19 protein-coding genes are annotated in these 18,076 nt (G+C 70.4%); 14 read left to right on the top strand and 5 right to left on the bottom strand.

What is annotated here, in order from left to right:
• Positions 1-68: 68 nt before the first annotated feature.
• Positions 69-2,783 carry a pyruvate, phosphate dikinase gene (gene ppdK, locus OG555_RS39595; RefSeq protein WP_329478737.1) on the top strand — a complete coding sequence of 905 codons (2,715 nt, stop codon included), beginning with the start codon at positions 69-71 and terminating at the stop codon, positions 2,781-2,783.
• 60 nt (positions 2,784-2,843) lie between these two features.
• On the top strand, positions 2,844-3,074 hold the full coding sequence (locus OG555_RS39590; protein WP_329478735.1) for a hypothetical protein: 231 nt from the start codon (positions 2,844-2,846) through the stop codon (positions 3,072-3,074).
• Here OG555_RS39590 and OG555_RS39585 read toward each other — a convergent pair whose 3' ends face one another.
• A complete protein-coding gene (locus tag OG555_RS39585) occupies positions 3,075-5,465 on the bottom strand; it encodes a glycoside hydrolase family 65 protein (RefSeq protein WP_329478733.1) in 2,391 nt (796 codons plus the stop codon).
• Complete coding sequence (locus OG555_RS39580) at positions 5,462-6,445, bottom strand: Acg family FMN-binding oxidoreductase (RefSeq protein ID WP_329478731.1); 984 nt, start codon at positions 6,443-6,445, stop codon at positions 5,462-5,464. Before OG555_RS39580 ends, OG555_RS39585 begins: the two co-directional genes overlap by 4 nt.
• Before the next feature lie 191 nt (positions 6,446-6,636).
• On the opposite strand from OG555_RS39580, the gene OG555_RS39575 reads away from it, so the two are divergent.
• The gene (locus tag OG555_RS39575; protein WP_329478729.1) at positions 6,637-7,326 is read left to right on the top strand and encodes a CBS domain-containing protein; all 690 of its coding nucleotides are present in this window, start codon (positions 6,637-6,639) and stop codon (positions 7,324-7,326) included.
• A 37-nt stretch (positions 7,327-7,363) separates the two neighbouring features.
• Here OG555_RS39575 and OG555_RS39570 read toward each other — a convergent pair whose 3' ends face one another.
• From OG555_RS39570 to OG555_RS39560, 3 genes are read right to left on the bottom strand one after another with little or no spacing between them, the layout of a single operon-like run.
• Positions 7,364-8,230: a universal stress protein gene (locus tag OG555_RS39570; RefSeq protein WP_329478727.1), complete on the bottom strand. Its 867-nt coding sequence runs from the start codon at positions 8,228-8,230 to the stop codon at positions 7,364-7,366.
• Positions 8,227-8,907, bottom strand: coding sequence for a helix-turn-helix domain-containing protein (locus tag OG555_RS39565; RefSeq protein WP_329478725.1), 681 nt, complete (start codon positions 8,905-8,907; stop codon positions 8,227-8,229). Before OG555_RS39565 ends, OG555_RS39570 begins: the two co-directional genes overlap by 4 nt.
• 59 nt (positions 8,908-8,966) lie before the next feature.
• Entirely contained in the window at positions 8,967-9,179 is a 213-nt protein-coding gene (locus tag OG555_RS39560; RefSeq protein WP_329478722.1) for a DUF1918 domain-containing protein, read from the bottom strand.
• 255 nt (positions 9,180-9,434) lie between these two features.
• On the opposite strand from OG555_RS39560, the gene OG555_RS39555 reads away from it, so the two are divergent.
• The 11 genes from OG555_RS39555 to OG555_RS39505 are packed head-to-tail and all read left to right on the top strand — an operon-like array spanning position 9,435 to position 18,048.
• Positions 9,435-9,875 carry a hypothetical protein gene (locus OG555_RS39555; RefSeq protein ID WP_329478720.1) on the top strand — a complete coding sequence of 147 codons (441 nt, stop codon included), beginning with the start codon at positions 9,435-9,437 and terminating at the stop codon, positions 9,873-9,875.
• A complete protein-coding gene (locus OG555_RS39550; protein WP_329478718.1) occupies positions 9,875-10,801 on the top strand; it encodes a hypothetical protein in 927 nt (308 codons plus the stop codon). The genes OG555_RS39555 and OG555_RS39550 overlap by 1 nt, the downstream gene beginning before the upstream one ends.
• A complete protein-coding gene (locus tag OG555_RS39545; protein WP_329478716.1) occupies positions 10,788-12,107 on the top strand; it encodes a V-type ATPase 116kDa subunit family protein in 1,320 nt (439 codons plus the stop codon). The genes OG555_RS39550 and OG555_RS39545 overlap by 14 nt, the downstream gene beginning before the upstream one ends.
• Positions 12,104-12,481, top strand: coding sequence for an ATP synthase subunit C (locus OG555_RS39540; protein ID WP_329478714.1), 378 nt, complete (start codon positions 12,104-12,106; stop codon positions 12,479-12,481). Before OG555_RS39545 ends, OG555_RS39540 begins: the two co-directional genes overlap by 4 nt.
• The gene (locus OG555_RS39535) at positions 12,478-12,699 is read left to right on the top strand and encodes a hypothetical protein (RefSeq protein ID WP_329478711.1); all 222 of its coding nucleotides are present in this window, start codon (positions 12,478-12,480) and stop codon (positions 12,697-12,699) included. Before OG555_RS39540 ends, OG555_RS39535 begins: the two co-directional genes overlap by 4 nt.
• The gene (locus OG555_RS39530) at positions 12,696-13,223 is read left to right on the top strand and encodes a hypothetical protein (RefSeq protein WP_329478708.1); all 528 of its coding nucleotides are present in this window, start codon (positions 12,696-12,698) and stop codon (positions 13,221-13,223) included. The genes OG555_RS39535 and OG555_RS39530 overlap by 4 nt, the downstream gene beginning before the upstream one ends.
• Positions 13,220-14,938, top strand: a complete 1,719-nt coding sequence (locus OG555_RS39525; protein ID WP_329478706.1) for a V-type ATP synthase subunit A — start codon at positions 13,220-13,222, stop codon at positions 14,936-14,938. Before OG555_RS39530 ends, OG555_RS39525 begins: the two co-directional genes overlap by 4 nt.
• Entirely contained in the window at positions 14,935-16,320 is a 1,386-nt protein-coding gene (locus OG555_RS39520) for a V-type ATP synthase subunit B (protein ID WP_329478704.1), read from the top strand. The genes OG555_RS39525 and OG555_RS39520 overlap by 4 nt, the downstream gene beginning before the upstream one ends.
• Positions 16,317-16,928, top strand: coding sequence for a V-type ATP synthase subunit D (locus OG555_RS39515; protein ID WP_329478702.1), 612 nt, complete (start codon positions 16,317-16,319; stop codon positions 16,926-16,928). The genes OG555_RS39520 and OG555_RS39515 overlap by 4 nt, the downstream gene beginning before the upstream one ends.
• Entirely contained in the window at positions 16,925-17,383 is a 459-nt protein-coding gene (locus tag OG555_RS39510) for a universal stress protein (RefSeq protein ID WP_329478700.1), read from the top strand. Before OG555_RS39515 ends, OG555_RS39510 begins: the two co-directional genes overlap by 4 nt.
• The gene (locus tag OG555_RS39505; protein ID WP_329478698.1) at positions 17,380-18,048 is read left to right on the top strand and encodes a dienelactone hydrolase family protein; all 669 of its coding nucleotides are present in this window, start codon (positions 17,380-17,382) and stop codon (positions 18,046-18,048) included. Before OG555_RS39510 ends, OG555_RS39505 begins: the two co-directional genes overlap by 4 nt.
• The last annotated feature ends 28 nt before the right edge of the window (positions 18,049-18,076 follow it).

Below are 18,076 nucleotides of genomic sequence, written 5' to 3'. Positions count from 1 at the left end.
AACGGGACCTTCGGCCCTGTGCCCGCGGCGCGAGGGACAGGACCGTGAGAAAGGGAGGTGGCATACACATGACCACAATGCCGACGACCGGCCGCTACGTCTTCGACTTCGCCGAAGGGAGCATGGACCAGAAAGAGCTACTCGGTGGGAAGGGCGCCAATCTCGCGGAGATGACCCGGCTGGGACTCCCGGTTCCGCCGGGATTCACGATCGGGACCACGGCGTGCCGTGCCTATCTGGAGACCGGAGACCTGCCGGCCGGGCTGGCCGGCGAGATCACGGCGCACCTCGGCCGGCTCGAACAGGTGATGGGTCGCCGGCTGGGTGACCCGGCCGACCCGCTGCTGATCTCGGTCCGCTCGGGTGGGAAGTTCTCGATGCCCGGGATGATGGAAACCATCCTCGACATCGGGCTGACCGACGAGTCGGTCCACGGGCTGGCGAAGCACTCGGGCAACGAGCACTTCGCGTGGGACTCCTACCGGCGGCTGCTGCAGATGTACGCGCGCACCGTTCTCGACGTCCCGGACGACCTGCTGCAGGCGGCCGTGTCCACGGAGTACGCCGAATGGGGCGTCGGGACTCCTGAGGAGCTGCCGGCCCCGGCGATCGAACGTGCCTGTACGGCGCTGAAGCAGGTGATCGCCGACCACGCAGGCCGGCCCTTCCCGCAGGATCCGGCGGAGCAGCTCGACCTCGCGGTCCGTGCCGTCTTCCGCTCGTGGTCGACGCCTCGGGCTCGTTTGTACCGGCGCCAGGAGCACATTCCGGACGACCTCGGCACAGCGGTCAACGTGATGGCGATGGTCTTCGGCAACCGCGGTCCGGACAGCGGCACCGGTGTCGCCTTCACGCGCGACCCGGCGTCGGGTGCGACCGGGGTCTACGGAGACTACCTCCAGGACGCTCAGGGCGAGGACGTCGTCGCCGGGGTCCGCAACACCGTTCCGTTGGCGCGGCTCGCCGACATCGATGCGGTGAGTTATGCCGGACTGGTGACCGCGATGACCACCTTGGAACGGCACTACCGCGACTTGTGTGACATCGAGTTCACGATCGAGCGTGGCCGGCTGTGGATGCTGCAGACGCGGGTCGGCAAACGCACCGCTGGGGCGGCGTTCCGGATCGCGGTCCAGTTGGTCGACGAGGGCCTCATCACCCTCGACGAGGCATTGTTGCGCGTCAGCGGCGCCCAGCTCGGACAGTTGATGTTCCCACGGTTCGGCGAGCGGCACGGCGTACCGGAGTTGGCCCACGGTGTGCCCGCCTCGCCGGGTGCCGCGGTAGGGGTCGCGGCCTTCGACTCCGAGGCGGCACAGCGGTTCGCCGCCGACGGCCGGCACGTCGTACTCGTCCGCCGGGAGACGAACCCCGACGACCTGCCCGGCATGCTGGCAGCGGTGGGGATCCTCACCACTCGAGGTGGCAAGACCTCCCACGCCGCGGTCGTCGCTCGAGGAATGGGCAAGACCTGTGTCTGCGGCGTGGACAGCCTGTCCGTGGACCCGGTGGCGCGTCGCGCTGTCACGGCCGAGGGTGCCGTCGTCGAGGAAGGCGACGTGCTCTCACTGGACGGGACGACGGGCGTCGTCTACCGCGGTGAGGTTCCTGTGGTGGCCTCTCCGATCGTGGAGTACTTCGAGGGCCGTCTGAGCCTCGCCGAGGCGGACGACCTGGTGCGTGCGGTCGACCGGCTGCTGCGGCACGCGGATGTCCGTCGCAGGCTCGGCGTCCACGCGAATGCCGACACTCCCGCGGACGCCGAGCGCGCCCGGCAGTTCGGCGCGGGCGGCATCGGGCTGTGCCGGACAGAGCACATGTTCCTCGGTGAGCGGCGCAAGCTCGTCGAGCGGCTGGTGCTCGCCGAAGGTGCCTCGGACCAGCAGACGGTGCTCGAGGAACTGCTGCGGCTCCAGCGCGACGACTTCGTCGGGATCTTCCGGGCGATGGCCGGTCTGCCGGTGACCGTGCGGCTGATCGATCCGCCGCTGCACGAGTTCCTGCCCGACCTGACCGACCTGTCGGTGCGGGCGGCCGTCGGCCGAGCCACCGGCACTCCCGACGTCGACGCGGAGCGCCTGCTGCCGGCGGTCCAGCGGATGCACGAGAGCAATCCGATGCTGGGACTGCGCGGTGTCCGGCTGGGCATCGTCATCCCGGGGCTGTTCGAAATGCAGGCCAGGGCGATCGCCGAGGCGGCCGTCATCGTGACGGGTGAGGGCAAGACGGTGCTCCCGGAGATCATGGTGCCGTTGGTGGCCGGCGAAGCCGAGCTGCACCTGGTGCGGCAGGAGATCGAAGGTGTCCTCGCCGAGGTGGCGACCCGAACCGGCCGCACGGTCCCGACCCGGATCGGCGCGATGATCGAGGTGCCGAGGGCGGCGCTGGGTGCCGAGCAGATCGCCCGGTCCGCCGACTTCTTCTCGTTCGGCACCAACGACCTCACCCAGCTGACCTGGGCGTTCAGCCGCGACGACGTGGAGGCATCGATCTTCCCGCGCTACTTCGACGCCGGGATCTTCGCGGTCTCGCCGTTCGAGTCGCTGGATGTCGTGGGTGTGGGCCGTTTGGTCCGGATCGCCGTCGCCGAGGGACGCAGCGGCAACCCCGACCTGGTCATCGGTGTCTGCGGTGAGCACGGCGGCGACCCGGCGTCGATCGCCTTCTTCGCCGAGGCCGGGCTGGACTACGTCTCCTGCTCCCCGTACCGCATCCCGATCGCCCGCCTCGAAGCCGGCCGCGCCGCTGTGGCGCCGACCTCGGCGGACAGCGACACACGCTGAGCAATGCGGGCCTGGCCGACCTCCCTTGCCGGGGAGGTCGGCTAGGCGCATGGTGGAGACGTGGCCGGAACCAAGTGGCACGACCTCAGTCCTGGCAGGCGCCGTGTCATCATCGCCGGTGCCGCCCTCGAGAGCGCCTTGAAAGCTGCCGCCCTCGCTGACCTGGCGCGCCGCCCAGCGACCGAGGTCAGAGGCTCCAAGGCACTCTGGGCGCTCGCGATCACGCTCATCAACGCGGTCGGTGCGGTGCCGATCGCCTACTTTGTCTACGGCCGCCGACCGTCCAGCTGATCAGCTGGACGGCCAGGTGTGGGACTCGCCGGCCTTCAATTGCCGCGTTCGGCCGAAGCAGCGCACGGTGATCGGCGCGCCCGGGCCGGGATCGACGGTGAGCGTCAGCCCGCTGGTGGACACTTCGGCGACGAGACGGTGTCCTCGGTAGCGCAGCACCATCCGGAGTGTGCCGAGTTTGCCCGGCCAGTGCGGCCCGAAGCGGAGTACGTCGTTCGACGTGCTCAGGCCGGTGAAACAGCGCTGGATGAGATCGGCGCCGCCGGCCATCGCGGCAAGGTGGATGCCCTCGGCGGTCGTGCCTGTCTGGCTCGGATCGCCGGCGTCGCTGTGCAGTGCCTGTTCGAGGAAGCCCAGAGCCCGATCGGGATCGAGCATCGCCAACCCCCAGGCGTGCACAACCGCGCTCAGCGACGAGCCGTGGCACGTGCGGGCCAGGTAGTACTCGACCGTGGCGCGGATCGTTTCGGCGGTCAGCGGGTAGCCGAGCCTTTCCATCAGCTCGCGCAACTCCCGGCGGGGCAGGAGGTACAGCAGCATCAGTACGTCGGCCTGCTTGGAGACCTGGTACGCCGTGACGTCCTGTCCCTCGGCTTCGAGGATCCGGTCCAGCCGGCGAATATCGCCGTACTCGGCCCGGTAGTGCTCCCAGTCGAGCTCGGAAAGCTGCTCGTATCCCTCGAACTGGCTGATCACCCCGTCGTGGAACGGGACGTACATCCGACGGGTCAGTTGGTCCCAGTGACTCAGTTCCTCGGCGCGGAGGCCGAGGGACTCGACCAGCTGCGTGCGCTGCCAGTCCGGTAGCAGCGCGAGGGCCTTCGCGGCCACGCCGAACAGCCAGACGGCCATCACGTTCGTGTAGGCGTTGTTGTCGATCCCCGCGGCCGGCTGATCGGGATAGCCGGTGTGGAACTCGTCGGGTCCGACCACACCGCGGATCACGTACCGGTCGCGACCCTGGTCGTACTCCGCGAGGCCGGCGAAGAACCGCGCCACCTCGACGATGACCTCGGCACCGTAGTCGCCGAGGAATGCGAGGTCGCCGGTCAGCTCGACGTACTGCCACATGGTGTAGGCGATCGCCAGGCCGACGTGCCGTTGCCGGAAGGTCGCGTCCTCGCTCCAGCGACCGGACAACGGGTTGAGATGCAGCCGCTGGCTCTCCTCGCGGCCGTCGCTGCCGGACTGCCACGGGTACATGGCTCCCGGACAGCCCGCCAGCCGAGCCGCCAGCCGGGCGGCGGGCAGCCGCCGGTACCGGTACAGCAGCAGTGCCCGCGTCAGCGCCGGCATGCGCAAGGTGAGGACCGGAAAGACGAACAACTCGTCCCAGAAGATGTGGCCCCGGTACGCCTCCCCGTGCAGGCCGCGAGCGGGTACGCCGGCATCGGTGTCGGCGCTGTACGGCGAGACCGATTGGAGCAAGTGGAAGAGGTTCAACCGGACAGCGGCCAGGGTGCCGTCGAACGGCTCCTCGAGATCGAGCGAGAACTGCCGCCACAGGTGTGACCAGGCCAGCACGTGGGCGTCGCGCAGTTGGTCGAAGCCGCGCGCGTTCGCGACTGCGGTGCGGCTGGCCAGCAGCGGTTCGGAGATCCCCGGGTCCCGCGAGCCGTAGAGCGCGGCCACCTTCTCGGCGGTGACGACGTCTCCGCTCCGGACCGGGACGACGACCTCGGCACAGGCGGATGTCGCGTCCGTCCACGAGGTCCACTCGGTGATCGGCGATCCGTTGTGGGCGGCAACGGTTCGCGTCGCGACGGCAACCCGGTGGCGGGATTGCGACGTCGTCGCCGCGACCATGAGGTTGCCATCAGCAACCGTTGCGGAGACGTCGGTCAGATGCCGGCCGGACAGTTTCCGGTAGCGCTCGACTCCGGCGTTCCGGACGGCTCCGTTCACCGCGGTCCCCAGCCGTAGCCGACCCTCCCAGTTGAGGACGGTGACGGCCAGGGTCTGGCCGGCCAGGTGTGGCTCGGCCATGCTGGCGAAGCGCCGTTCCACAGCCTGAACCTCCCGGCCGTGCGGATCGCGGAGCCGGAACCGCCGGGTCAGCACGCCGCGCAGCAGGTCCAGCTCCTGGTCGTGCTCGACCACCTCGCAGTTCTCGGGAGTGAGCCAGTCGCCGTCGTCGATGGCAGCCGTCAGCGGCAGCCAGTCCGGCAGGTTCACGAGGCTCTCGTTCTCGAGTACGTGGTCGTTGACCTGGTCGGCCAGCCGGTTGTAGTAGCCGGCCAGGTACGTCCCCGGGTAGTGGTGTTCGCCCGCTACCGCACCCGCCCACGCCCCTCTGGTCGCGAAGTACCCGTTGCCGACGGTGCACAGCGCCTCACGGCGCCGCTCGTCGGCCGGGTCGTAGCCACCGAACCGGTGGACCCAGTCGTTCATGGCTCGAGACCGACCCAGCTGGTCGCGTCCCGCCACGGGCGGCGGCCGGTGTGTTCCTCGGCCTGGGCCGGATAGCCGATCCGGAGGATCATCTGCGGCCAGCTCCGTCCGCCGATCAGGTCCCGGACCTGTGCCCGCAAGGTCGGGTACTCCAGCGCCTGATTGAGGAAGGAGACGGCCAGCACCGAGGAAGTTGCGGTCAGCAACACACGCTCCAAGGCCAGGCCGGCCAGCACCCAGGCGGACTCGTCTTCGTCCCCGGTGGAGAGCACGGCGATGCGCGGGCGCTGTTCGAAGACGACGTGCTCCCGGCCCGGTGTGTCGAGACCCGTCGCCAGATCCCGGACCATGGCCGGATCGGTAGGCACCGGCCCGAGTGCGGCGTCCGGTACGCCGTCGTGCGGCCGCTCGCCGCCGACCCACCGGCCGCGCTCCAGCAGGCGGTCCTCGTCGTGCGAGTCGAGGTCGTCGGCCTGCCGCAGGAGCTGCCCGAGCGTCCGGGTGGCATCGTCGTCCAGCCAGTGCAGTTCGGCACCATCGATCTCAGCAGCGTCGGTCAGCGCGCTGATGACGATCGGTGGGATGGCCTGGTCGAGCATCGGTCCGCGATAGGTGTGCCGGCGCGAGATCTCGCCGTACAGGGCGGACAGGTCGGCGATCAGGCCGCTGCGATCGGACAGGTAGATCCGGGCGACCAGGTCCGGTTCGGCCGGGTCGGGCGCGACGGCGAACGTCGACTCGTGCCCGAGCATGGCGGCGGCAACCCGGAGGTTGAACGCCGCCGCGCCCAGACCGATCCGGATCGCCCGGCCGGCCGGGTCGGCGACGGGCAGGACCAGGTCCTCGTCGAGCCGGACGTCGATCACCGGCCCGGCGACCTCGAACCGCCACGGCTGGGTGTTGTCCATCGACGGAGCGTGGACCGCGGCGGCGAGCAGAATGCCCACCTCGTCGTTGGTCAGTGCCTTGGTGGTGTTCACGGGCGTCCTCCTCGTGCGGTCACTTCCAGGACACGGCAACGGGTGGGCGGCCGGCAGGGCCGTCAGTCCTGAACCCGGCGGGTCCATGGTCGGCGACCGAGCCCTGTGGCGGCAGGACCGGGACCTTCGGCCCTGCGCGCGCGATCGGCCAGCTCGTGGAATGGGAGTGGACGCCTTGCCGAGGGGGAGTTATGAAGCACCGGCTGACGGTCGCGGACGTGATGACCACCGACGTCATCACCGTGCCCGACGACGCGGGATTCAAGACAGTGGCCGAAGTGCTGGCCGAGCACCACATCAGCGCCGTACCGGTGGTCGACCGGTACGGCACCGTGGTCGGCGTGGTCTCGGAGACGGATCTGCTCCGCAAGGAGCAGTTCCAGCGGGCCCGCCGATTGCCGTGGTTGCTTCGCTGGTGGCACCACCGATCGCGGTCGAAGGCGGCCGCCGTGACCGCCCGGACGCTGATGACGCGCCCGGCGGTCACCATGACCGACGGCTCGACCCTCGACGAGGCGGCCCGCCGGATGGCGGCGCGGAGCGTCACCCGACTGGTCGTCACCGACGCCGGCGGCGACGTCATGATCGGCATCGTCACCAGGTCGGATCTGCTGCGCGCGTTCGTTGCTCCGGACCACGAGATTCTCGCGCGGGTACGGCGTGACCTGGTCGAGCACGCGCTGGGGGACGACCCATTCGGGGTGGAGGTGACGGTGGCCGACGGTGTCGTCACTCTGACCGGGGAACTCGACGACCGGAGCATGGCGGCGACCGCCGAGCGGCTGACCCGTGAGGTCGACGGGGTGGTCGACGTACGCAACGAACTCACCTGGGCGTTCGACGACACCGTCCCGGCCCCTGGCGCCACCGACTTGCAGTAGGCAGCCGGCTACCTACTGCTGAACGTGTCCTCCTGAGTCAGCGGACGACCGCGACCGGGCAGGGTGGGTGGTGGACGAGGGCGCGGCTGGTCGAGCCGAGCAGGAGGCCACGGAACGCGCCACGGCCCCGGGATCCGACCACGAGGAGTTCAGCGGACCGGCCGGCGGAGAGCAGTGCGTCGTGCGCGGTCCCGTGGACGAGAAGCTCGTCCACGGGGACGTCCAGGTACTTGTCCCGGTGGCCGGCCATCGACTCGGCCAGCAGCGCCGCGCTTTCCTCTTCGAGGGTGTCGAGGTCGTAGACTACAGGCAGCGGATCGTTCGCGCCGGTGCTGATCGGGTCGTGCCAGGCCATCACGGCCATCAGCGTCGTCTGCCTGGACTCTGCCTGCTCGAAGGCGAACTCGATCGCTTGGAGTGAGCACTTGGAGCCGTCGACTCCGACGACGATCCCGCCCGCCTGGCCGGACTCCCACCGCGGCGGTACGACGACGGCCGGACACGCCGCGTGCGTCGCCACGTGGGCCGATACCGATCCCATCGCCAGGTCCCGGAACTCGCCGAGGCCCCGGGAGCCGACCACGACCAGCTCGGCGTTCATTGCCTCCTGCAACAAAGCCGGTGCGGCGCCGCCGAAGGTGACGACGGCGTCGACCAGCAGGCGCGGAAAGGTCTCCCGGATCTCCTGGGCGGCTTCGGCCAGCAGGTGTTCGGCCGTGACCCGCAGCATGTCGGTGGGGAGCGGAACCGAGGGGATCCCGAGTGGGCTGCTGAAGAACGGCAACGGCTGGGCGTAGGTGAGGCGCAGTCGCGCCGATCGGCGGTCGGCCTCATCGGCCGCCCACCAGACCGCGGTCTCGCTCGCGGGAGACCCGTCGTACCCGGCGACGACCGTGGTGATCATGGGCGACTTCCTCCCGTCGTCGCGTCGTGCCCGGCGCGGACCCGGCGACCGGTGATGCAGGTCGGTGTGATCACAACGTAGACCTGGCGGTCACCACCCGCCCAGGGGTCGACCGTCGTACTGAGCAACGAGGCTCGGTCGGAGTCGGCGTGCCGGGCGGTGCCGTCGATCAGGACGCTCCAGCCTTGGCGCATGCCCTGGTCGAAGCGGTCCACCTCGAAGGCGACCGGTCCCTCGCCGTACTGCCCGATCGATGTCGTCGCCGCGGTCCGGAACACGATGCCGCCATGGTGTACGGCGAAGTTCACCGGGAGAACGTGCAGCCGGCCGGCCCACTCGAAGGCGACCCGGCCGATGCCGCCGGGTTCGATCAACCGGAGGCATTCCTGCTCGCTCAGCTCGGCCAGGACGGGGCGCAGGGCGGCGCGACCGTGACCCGGGGGCTGTTCGGGGATCGCGCCGAGAAGCTCGGCGACAGTGGTGTCGAGGGCGTCGGCGAGGCGGATCAGGGTGCTGGTGGTCAGGGCGACGGGCGCATGCTCGACCCGGGCCAGGTAGCCGGAGTCCATCCGGGCCCGGGCGGCCACCTCCTCGCGGGTCAGCCCCAGTACGCTGCGGCGTCTGCGGACACGCCGGGACAGATCTCCGGCGCCGTCCGGCTGCTCGTTCGCGGTCATCTGCGGTGCCTCCACTCGAGAACCTCGCTGTTCCACCAGCCCAGCCACCTGTCCGCCGCTCAGCGGCCGTGCGCCTGCTTCATCTGTTCGGCGGTGAGGATATGAGCGCCCGCGCTCGGGATGACCAGGGTCTCGGTCCCGGTGTCGTCCCAGCGAACGATGTACGGCGGCGAGCCGTCGGGGCCGTGGACCTCCAGGATCAGACCGTGACGTTTCGGCTCGTCGAGATGGGTGCCTTCGATCATCAACCAGTCGCCAGGTGCCGCTTTCATGGTCGTGCTCCTCCCGGTGAGGGCTGCCGGCGGTCCGCCGGCGCGCCCACCCTCAGCTGACACCTGAACGGGGCGCTACGGCAGGGGCCAAGTTCCCGCGGGCTGGGACCGAAAGGCCTTCGCCCGGCTGGAGGTCCCTTGTCCGGGGTGGTCGGGACCTTGTGCCCTGGGAAGAGCCTGCGCCGCGCGGCCACGATGCTGATAGACCCGGAGCGCGGTGACTGGGACCCGTGACAACCGAACGGGGGGGGTGCGATGAGCGTGATGCTGGATCGGCTGCGCCGCTTCCGCCCCGTTGGATCCCCGGGAGGAGCCGGACCGGTCGGCGTACCTGTGGACCACCGCCCCGGTGTTCCTACCGAACTCGTCGCGGTCTTCGACGCCCTGGACGGTGTGATCGCCGAGTGCCAGGAGATCCGCGCGAGCGCCGAGCAGACGGCGGCCGAACTGATCGAGGAGGCGCAACGCGAGGCGGCCGGCCTGGTTGCCTCCGCTGCCGCCCGTGGAGCCGCCGAGCGCGCCGAGGCGGCAGCCGCGATCACGGCCGGCGGGGATGCCGTGGCCGAGCGCACCCGGACCACCGCGACAGCTGAGGCGGAAGTGCTGACCCGGCGCGGCCGGCAGCGGATGGACGAGCTGGTCGCCCTGATCCTCGACCGGGTTCGAGCCGACGCCGGACGAGCCGGAGCGGCGTGATGGGCGCGGGCTGGGTGGCCGCTACCGTCCGGGCGAAGGCGATGGCACGGCGACGCATCGGAGCCGGTGCGGCCCGGCGGATCGCGGGCTCGCCGAACCTGTCCGATGCGCTCGGTCTGCTCCGCGGTACGGCGTACACGAAGGCGTCGGCACCGGGCACGTCCCTGCCGGCGGCAGAGCGGCTGGTCGCGGCCGCGGAGCTGTGGCAGTTGCGGGTGCTGGCGGGCTGGCTGCCCAGATCGGCGGTCGGACTGGCCCGGGCACTGGGCGCGCGCTACGAACGCGCCAACATCGAGACGCACGCACGGAGCCTCGCCGAGCCCGGCCGGTCCGGGCAGTACTACGACCTCGGCAGCCTGGCGTTGTCCTGGCCGCGGATCGCTGTGACCACGTCACCACAAGCTCTCCGTGAAGCGCTTGCGGCCTCGCCGTGGGGCGATCCGGGCGACGGCACTGTGGAGGCGCTGCACGACGTACTCGCGCTGCGCTGGCTACGGATGATTGCCGCCGAGGCGGCCCCGACGATCGAGTGGGTGACCGGTGCGGCGGCCCTGCTGGTGGCCAAACAGTTGCTAGTAACAACTACTGGACCGGCCGACTGGCTGGTCCGGGCCGCGGCTCCGTTGGTCGGGACGAACTGGGTGCGGGCGGGTTCGGTGTCCGCGCTGCGCGAGGCGATCCCGGTGGCCGGCCGCTGGGTCCTGGAGGGTGTCGACGCCCCGTCCGGCCTCTGGCGTGCCGAGACAGGTCTCGCCGTCCGGATCGAGTCGGACGGCTTTCGGCTGCTGCGGCACGGAACGCCAGATGTGGAGCCGTTCCTGGGCGCGATCGCCGTACTGGCGGTCGACGGCTGGCGGGTGCGGGTCGCGCTCGGGGACGCGGCGCTCGGCGCCGGACCGGGGGAGGTGCTCGATGTCCTGGCGTGACGCCGTGCGGCCGGTGCGGATGCAGCGGATCGGTCTGGTCGTCCCGGCCGAGCAATCCCGTGAGCTGCTCGCGCGGCTGGACGCGGCCGGTGTGGTCGACCTCGATCCGGTGCAGCCCGAGGTCGAGCTGGCCGTCGCCGCGGAGCGCGAACCGGGCTGGTCGGCTCGCGAGACGGAGTTCCGGCGGCGAACGGCTCAGGCGGTCGCTCACGGTCCCGTCACGGCCTGGCTCGGCTGGACACCGAGTGCGGCGATGCCCGGCCTGACCTCCGAGGTGGCCTCGATCGGCGGCGCCGCCGTACCTCTCTCGCAGCCTCCGGGCATCCAGCCGCCGACGTTGTTGCGGCAGCAGGGTCGCGGCCAGTCCTTCGAACTGCTCGTGCAGACCTATACGACGGTGCCGTACGCCGATGTGGATCCGTCTCTGGTCGCCGGGATCGTCTATGTCGCGATGTTCGGGATGATGTTCGGCGACGTCGGTCACGGTCTGCTCCTGCTGATCGGTGCTGCGATCGTCCGCAGCGGACGGTTCGCCCGGCTCGCGAAGATCCGGCGGGCCTGGCCGTTCCTGGCCGGCGCGGGCGCGATGAGCGTCGTCTTCGGCTTCTTGTACGGCGAGATGTTCGGTCCGACCGGCTTGGTGCCGGTGCTCTGGCTGTCCCCGATCGACGCCGTCACCACCTTGCTGCTGACGGCGATCGGTGTCGGCGCGGTGCTGCTGGGCGGCGCGTACGCCCTCGGCATCGTCAACCGCTTCCGTGAGGGCGGTTGGGGTTTCGCCCTCTATGCGCGGACCGGCATCGCCGGCAGCCTGCTGTTCCTGGCGCTCGGTGGTGTTGTCGCCGGCATCTACTTCGACATCGGCGGTATCCTGCTCGCTGCCGTCCTGGTCGCGATCGCCGGGTTGGTGCTCACCTTCGTCGGTCTGCTCGCCGTGGCCGGTGGTGGCTCCGCCGGAGTGCTGCAGGCGGTGGTCGAGTTGTTCGATGTGGTCGTCCGGCTCGGCTCGAACGTCGTCTCGTTCGCCCGCCTCGCCGCCTTCGGCCTGACCCACGCCGCCCTTGGTGCGATCGTCTGGCTGGGCGCGACCGCCCTGTGGGGCGGCGGTTCGCCGGTGGGCCGGCTGGGTGCCGTTCTGGTGCTGCTCATCGGTACCGCCGTCGCGTTCGCCCTGGAGGCGCTGGTCGCAGGCATCCAGGCCCTTCGTCTCGAGTACTACGAACTGTTCTCCCGGGTGTTCGAGTCCGACGGGCGGCCGTTCCGTCCGTGGCGGCTGCCCGCGGAGGACATGGAGGTGACACCGTGAGAAGTTTCCTTCGCCGGCATCCCTGGGCGGCGGCCCTGCTGACCGTGCTGAACGTCGTACTGCTGACCGCGGGGATCGCCTTGCTGATCACCATCGTGACCGCGGACTGGGGGTTTGCGGCCGGCCGGCCGGAGGTGGCCACGGCAACCGCGGCCGCGGCCAATGGGTCTGCCCTGCTAGGTGCGGCCATCGCGGTGGCCGGCTCTGCGATCGGGGCCGGGATCGCGGTCGCCTACACCGGCGCCGCGGCCTTGGCCGCGATGAGCGAGCGGCCGGAGTTGTTCGGCCGGGCGATGGTGGTCGTCGGACTCGCCGAGGGCATCGCGATCTACGGCCTGATTGTCGCCCTGATCCTGGTGGGCCAGGCGAGATGACCACGGTCGCCGTGCTGGGAGAGCCGGTCCGCACCTCAGGGTACGGACTCGCCGGTGCACAGTTGCTCACAGCAACTACACCCGACGAGGTGCGGCGGTGCTGGCACGAGCTACCCGTTGACGTCGGGGTGGTGCTGCTGACGCCGGCCGCCGCTGACGCGCTCGGCCCCGAGGTGTTGGAGTCGGCCGCAGTGCTGACGGTGGTGTTGCCACCATGAGCCGTCCGCTCGCGTCGATCGCCGAAGCCGCCCTGGAGCCGGTTCGGACGGCGTTGCGTGCGGCTGCCCGCGCCGATGCCGCGGAGGTGCTTCGGAACGCACACCAACGCAAGGACGAGCTGCTCGCCGATGCACGACGTACCGCTGACGAGATGCTGGCCACGGCTCGCGCTGACGGAGCGGCCGAAGCGACTGCGGTCGTGAATGCTCGGCTCGCTCAGAGCCGCCGGGACGGGCGCCGGAGCATGCTCACGGCACAGCGAGACCTCTACGACGAGCTGCGGTGGCGGTGTCGTGCTGGGGCGAAGGCCCTGGCCGAAAGCCCTGGATATGAAGAGCTCCGGCGCCACCTGGCCGAACGAGCTCTGGCTCAGCTGGGTTCCGACGCGACGGTCGCGGACAGTGCGGACGGCGGCGTACTGGCTTCGGCTGGTGACCGGCGGTTGGACCTGACCCTTCCGACGTTGGCGGAACGTGCTCTGGAGCGGTCGGGTGCGGAGGTGGCAGAGCTGTGGGCGGCATGACGCAACCGGGCCGGATTCGGCGCATCAACGGTCCGCTGGTCGAGGTACGAGATGTGCCGGACACCGCGATGTACGAGGTGCTGGAACTCGGTGACCTCCGGATCCCGGCCGAGGTCGTCGCGATCAGCGGTGACACCTGCACCTTGCAGGCCTTCGAGTACACCGGGGGCCTGCGGGTCGGCGACTCGGTTCACCGCACCGGGCGCCCACTGTCCGCCCGTCTCGGACCAGGCCTGCTGGGACAGGTCTTCGACGGATTGCTGCGTCCGCTGTCGACCGCGCCGACGTGGTTGTCTCCGCAGCAATTGTCCCTGGAGGAGTCCGCAGGGGATCGTTGGCACTTCGTGCCCGGTATGGAACAGGGACACCAGGTGTCGCCGGGCGCGGTGCTCGGAGTGGTGACAGGTTCGGGAGCGATCGAGCACCGCGTGCTGGTGCCGCCGGGAGTGACCGGGGAGTTGCGATTCCTCGCCGAGGCCGGCAAGGTGCCGGCGGACGCGACGGTGGCGCGCGTCGGAGACGTCGACGTGGGTCTGTTCGAGCAGTGGCCTGTCCGCCGGCCGCGGCCGTTCGAGCGCCGCGAGGAGACCTTCGTCCCGCTGCACACCGGGCAGCGCGTGCTGGATCTGCTGTTCCCGATCGGTGCGGGTTCGACGACCGCGGTGCCGGGCGGATTCGGCACCGGCAAGACCGTGCTGCTGCAGCAGGTGGCGAAATGGTGCGATGCCGACGTCATCGTGTACGTCGGGTGTGGTGAGCGCGGCAACGAGATGGCGGACGTGCTGGGCGAGCTGGCTGAGCTCGCCGATCCGCGCACCGGTGGGCGGATGATCGACCGTACGGTCATCCTCGCCAACACGTCGAACATGCCGATGATGGCGCGAGAGGCCAGTGTGTTCACCGGCGTCACAGTGGCGGAGTACTTCCGGGACATGGGATATCACGCGGTCGTCGTGGCCGACTCGACCTCGCGCTGGGCCGAAGCGTTGCGGGAGTTCGCGTCCCGAACGGGAGCGCTGCCCGCGGAGGAGGGGTATCCGGCCGACTTGTCCTCGGCACTCGCCGCGTTCTACGAACGAGCCGGCCGGGTCCGGACGCACGGCGGCCAGGTCGCCGCCGTCACGGTCGTCGGTGCCGTGTCCCCACCCGGTGGTGACCTGACCGAGCCGGTCACCACCGCGACTGAGCGATTCGTCCGCGGCGTCTGGTCGCTGGACCGCGACCTCGCGTACGCGCGCCACTATCCGGCCGTCAGCTGGGCGGCGTCGTACTCGCACGACGTGGCCGCCGTGGGTGCCTGGCACGCCGGTCATGGGAACCAGGGCTGGGCCGCGCGGCGAGCCCGGGCGATGACCCTGCTGGCCGAGGCGGCGCGATTGACCGAGCTCGCCGAGATCGTCGGCACCCGGACGCTGCCCGGGCGCGAACGCATGACGATCCTCGGCGGCCGGCTGCTGCGCGACACGGTCCTGGCGCAGAGCGCGCTGAGCGCGGTCGATGCCAGCTGCACCGTCGAGCGCGGCGCTGAGCTGCTGCAGTTGGTGCTCGATGTCGTCGACCGCTGCCTGGCGCTGGTCGATCGAGGGGTGGCGGCGACGGAGTTGGAGGAGTTCGATTTCGGCGCGCTGATCAGGGCGCGGGAGGACGCTCCCGAGCAGGCGGATCTCGAGCGGTGCCGGACCGAGATCCTGACCGCGTTGGAGGCGTTGCCATGAGTACGGGTTCAGACCTCGAGTACGGCGCTGTGGAGTCGCTGCGTGGTTCGCTTCTGGTGGTGCGTGGCGTCCGTGACGTGGGTTGGGACGAGTCGGCCGTCGTACGGCTGGACGACGGCACCGAACGCCACGGCGTCGTGCTGGAGGTGGCCGACGACCTCGCCGTACTGCACGTGCTGGAAGGCACCGACGGGATGCGTCTCGGCGGGGTCCGGATCGGATTCAGCGGCAGCCCGTTCCGGATCCCGCTCGGTTCCGGCTGGCTCGGCCGGATCTGTGACGGGCGCGGCGAGCCATTGGACGGTGGGCCGCCGGTGCTCGGCTCGATCACCGCGCCGGTGAACGGTTGGCCGCTCAACCCGGTCGAGCGGGAGCCACCGCGGCAACCGGTGCTGACCGGCGTGTCCGGGATCGACGCGCTGACCACACTGGTCCGCGGGCAGAAGCTGCCGATCTTCTCGGTACCCGGCCTGCCTCACCTGCAGCTCGCGACGCAGATCGCGGCCCAGGCCTCCGCGGTGGGCGACCCCTTCCTGGTCGTCTTCGCGGCGATGGGCCTGCCACATGCCGACATCGACTTCGTTCGTACGGCGCTGGAGGGGCGAGCCGCCGCGGGGGAGCTGGTGATGCTGCTGAACAGCGCGGACGACCCGGTGATCGAACGGTTGCTGACGCCCCGGATCGCACTCACGGTCGCGGAGCACCTGGCCTTCGATCTGGGCAGCCACGTGCTGGTGGTGATGGCCGACATGACCAGCTACTGCGAAGCGGTGCGCGAAGTGGCGGCGGCGCGTCAGGAGATCCCGGCCCGGCGTGCCTATCCGGGCTATCTGTACAGCGATCTGGCTTCGCTGTACGAGCGGTGCGGCCGGATCCGGGGCCGGCCCGGTTCGGTCACGATCATGCCGGTCCTGACGATGCCTGCCGGTGACATCACCCATCCGGTGCCGGATCTGACCGGGTACATCACCGAAGGACAGATCGTGCTGGCAGAGGATCTGCATGCGCGCGGCCTGTACCCGCCGCTCGACGTACTCAGTTCGCTGTCGCGGTTGATGCGCCACGGTGCCGGTCCAGGCCGGACCAGAGCCGACCACCTGGACCTGGCCGCCCAGGCGATCGCCGCGCTCGCGCGGGCTCGGCAGGCCGCCGAACTGGCAGACCTGATCGGCGGCGGTGCGCTCAGCGCCATCGATCGCGGCTACCTGGCTTACGCCACTGCGCTGGAGGATTCACTGCTACGCCAGCGAGTTGACGAGGCGCGGAGCTTCGACGAGACGCTGGACCGGCTGTGGCAGGCCGTGTCGGTGTTGCCTCGGCGTGAACTGACCATGTTGTCGCGCGCCCTGCTGGCCGAGCATCTGACGGGCGGTGGACGATGAGCGGCGCGGCGGCCACCGGCCGCGCCGGACGGCTCGCACTGACCGCCCGACTGGCGACCGCACGGCGTGCGGTCGAGTTGCTGGATCGCAAACAACGAGCGCTCGCGGTGGAGTGCGAACGGCTGGAGCTGGCCGCCGCTCGAGCTGCCGAGACCTTCGAGCAAGAGTCGCGTGTTGCGACCAACTGGCTGCGGCGAAGTACTGCGCTGGACGGTCAACGCGGTCTGCAAGCGTCGACCCCATTGGCTGCCGCCGACGTCACCATCGGCTACGACGTGACCATGGGTGTGCGACATCCGACCAGTGCCGAGATCCGCTTCGTTCCGCGGCCCGAACCGGCCGGAAGCTCTGCCTTGGCCTATACGGTCGAAGCCCACCGCACCGCGCTCCTCGCCGCGGTACGGCTGGCCGCGGCCCAGCGCGCGGTCGCCCAGGTCGCCGCCGAGCTGGCGCTGACCCGGCAGCAACAACGCGCGCTCGAACAGCGCTGGATCCCCAAGCTCGACCGGCGTCTGGCCGAGATTGTGCAGCGCCTCGACGAGACAGAGCGCGAGGAGAACCTGCGGCTGCGCTGGGCGGCGGCGAATGCGTCCCGGGAGGACCGATGACGGACCGGTTCCTGGTGGTGGTGGACGACTCGGCGGCGGCCCTGCATGCAGCGCGAGTGGCGGTCGACCTGGCCGCGGCGGCCGGCGCAAGGCTCACGCTGGTCACGGTCGTCGAGGACCACGTGCTGGACGCTCGGCTCAGTGCAGCCGCGATCCCGGATGCGGCGAGTCGACGGGCTCGGGGTGCGGTGGCGATGGTGAGCCGGGTCGCCACGATGGCGGATCGCCAAGGCGTGGCAGCCGAGACGGAGGTGCTGTCCGGGCACGGCGCCGAGCAGGTGCTGGCGGCCGTCGGCCGATGCGGCGCGGACCTGATCGTGGTCGCGCGGGAACCACGGCTGCCGGCCGGCAGCCGCATGGCGCCGGTGAACGTCGAACACTTGCTGGAATTCGCCGATGTCCCGGTCCTGGTCGTGCCGCCCGCGCCGAAAAGACTGCATCAGGAGGCACCATGAGAACCGAATCGCTGGAGAGTTCCTACCTGGCTCTGCCCGACGAGGGAGGTCCGTTCGCCGGTGTGGTTGTCGTTCATGAGGCCTTCGGGCTCAACGACAACATCCGCGACATCTGCGGCCGGTTCGCCGGCGGAGGATATGCCGCCCTGGGCGTGGACCTGTTCGAGGGACGGAGCCGTGCCGTCTGCATGGCCCGGATGCTCGTCGGCGGACTGGCCGGCAACCTCGACTACTACGGCGTTCCCGGCCTGAAGGACGCGCTGGGGCGGCTGGCCGGCCATCCCGACGTGGACGGCGAGCGGATCGGTGCCATCGGGTTCTGCCTCGGCGGATCCATTGTCCTCACCTGGGCCTGTACCGAAGCCCGGCTGACGGCTGTCGCCCCCTTCTACGGCTCCGCTCCGAGACCTCGCGAGGCGATTCGGAGGTTGTGCCCCGTGGTCGGCTCCTGGCCCGGGAAGGACTTCACGACCAAGGCTGCGGGCGTACTGGAGACCGAACTGACGGCCGCCGGTATCGCGCACGATCTGAAGGTCTATCCGGGGGCCAAGCATGCGTTCTTCAACGACCGATGGCGCAACTACCAACCGGACGCGGCGGCTGACTCGTGGCGGCGGGTCCTGGCCTTCTTCGACGAGCATGTTCGTGAACGCCCGACTGGCTGAGGCATCGCCGATGGTCCCGGGAAAGGGG

Source organism: Kribbella sp. NBC_01484 (genome assembly GCF_036227145.1).
Lineage (GTDB): Bacteria > Actinomycetota > Actinomycetes > Propionibacteriales > Kribbellaceae > Kribbella.
This window is presented reverse-complemented; position numbering and strand designations above follow the sequence as displayed.

Excerpts from the sequence above, each read along its gene's own strand:
- OG555_RS39575 (WP_329478729.1), top strand. The coding sequence starts at position 6,637 with ATGAAGCACCGGCTGACGGTCGCGGACGTGATGACCACCGACGTCATC.
- OG555_RS39510 (WP_329478700.1), top strand. The coding sequence starts at position 16,925 with ATGACGGACCGGTTCCTGGTGGTGGTGGACGACTCGGCGGCGGCCCTG.
- OG555_RS39550 (WP_329478718.1), top strand. The coding sequence starts at position 9,875 with ATGGGCGCGGGCTGGGTGGCCGCTACCGTCCGGGCGAAGGCGATGGCA.
- OG555_RS39560 (WP_329478722.1), bottom strand. The coding sequence starts at position 9,179 with ATGAAAGCGGCACCTGGCGACTGGTTGATGATCGAAGGCACCCATCTC.
- OG555_RS39555 (WP_329478720.1), top strand. The coding sequence starts at position 9,435 with ATGAGCGTGATGCTGGATCGGCTGCGCCGCTTCCGCCCCGTTGGATCC.
- ppdK (WP_329478737.1), top strand. The coding sequence starts at position 69 with ATGACCACAATGCCGACGACCGGCCGCTACGTCTTCGACTTCGCCGAA.
- OG555_RS39545 (WP_329478716.1), top strand. The coding sequence starts at position 10,788 with ATGTCCTGGCGTGACGCCGTGCGGCCGGTGCGGATGCAGCGGATCGGT.
- OG555_RS39505 (WP_329478698.1), top strand. The coding sequence starts at position 17,380 with ATGAGAACCGAATCGCTGGAGAGTTCCTACCTGGCTCTGCCCGACGAG.
- OG555_RS39565 (WP_329478725.1), bottom strand. The coding sequence starts at position 8,907 with ATGACCGCGAACGAGCAGCCGGACGGCGCCGGAGATCTGTCCCGGCGT.
- OG555_RS39570 (WP_329478727.1), bottom strand. The coding sequence starts at position 8,230 with ATGATCACCACGGTCGTCGCCGGGTACGACGGGTCTCCCGCGAGCGAG.
- OG555_RS39525 (WP_329478706.1), top strand. The coding sequence starts at position 13,220 with ATGACGCAACCGGGCCGGATTCGGCGCATCAACGGTCCGCTGGTCGAG.
- OG555_RS39520 (WP_329478704.1), top strand. The coding sequence starts at position 14,935 with ATGAGTACGGGTTCAGACCTCGAGTACGGCGCTGTGGAGTCGCTGCGT.
- OG555_RS39535 (WP_329478711.1), top strand. The coding sequence starts at position 12,478 with ATGACCACGGTCGCCGTGCTGGGAGAGCCGGTCCGCACCTCAGGGTAC.
- OG555_RS39515 (WP_329478702.1), top strand. The coding sequence starts at position 16,317 with ATGAGCGGCGCGGCGGCCACCGGCCGCGCCGGACGGCTCGCACTGACC.
- OG555_RS39585 (WP_329478733.1), bottom strand. The coding sequence starts at position 5,465 with ATGAACGACTGGGTCCACCGGTTCGGTGGCTACGACCCGGCCGACGAG.
- OG555_RS39530 (WP_329478708.1), top strand. The coding sequence starts at position 12,696 with ATGAGCCGTCCGCTCGCGTCGATCGCCGAAGCCGCCCTGGAGCCGGTT.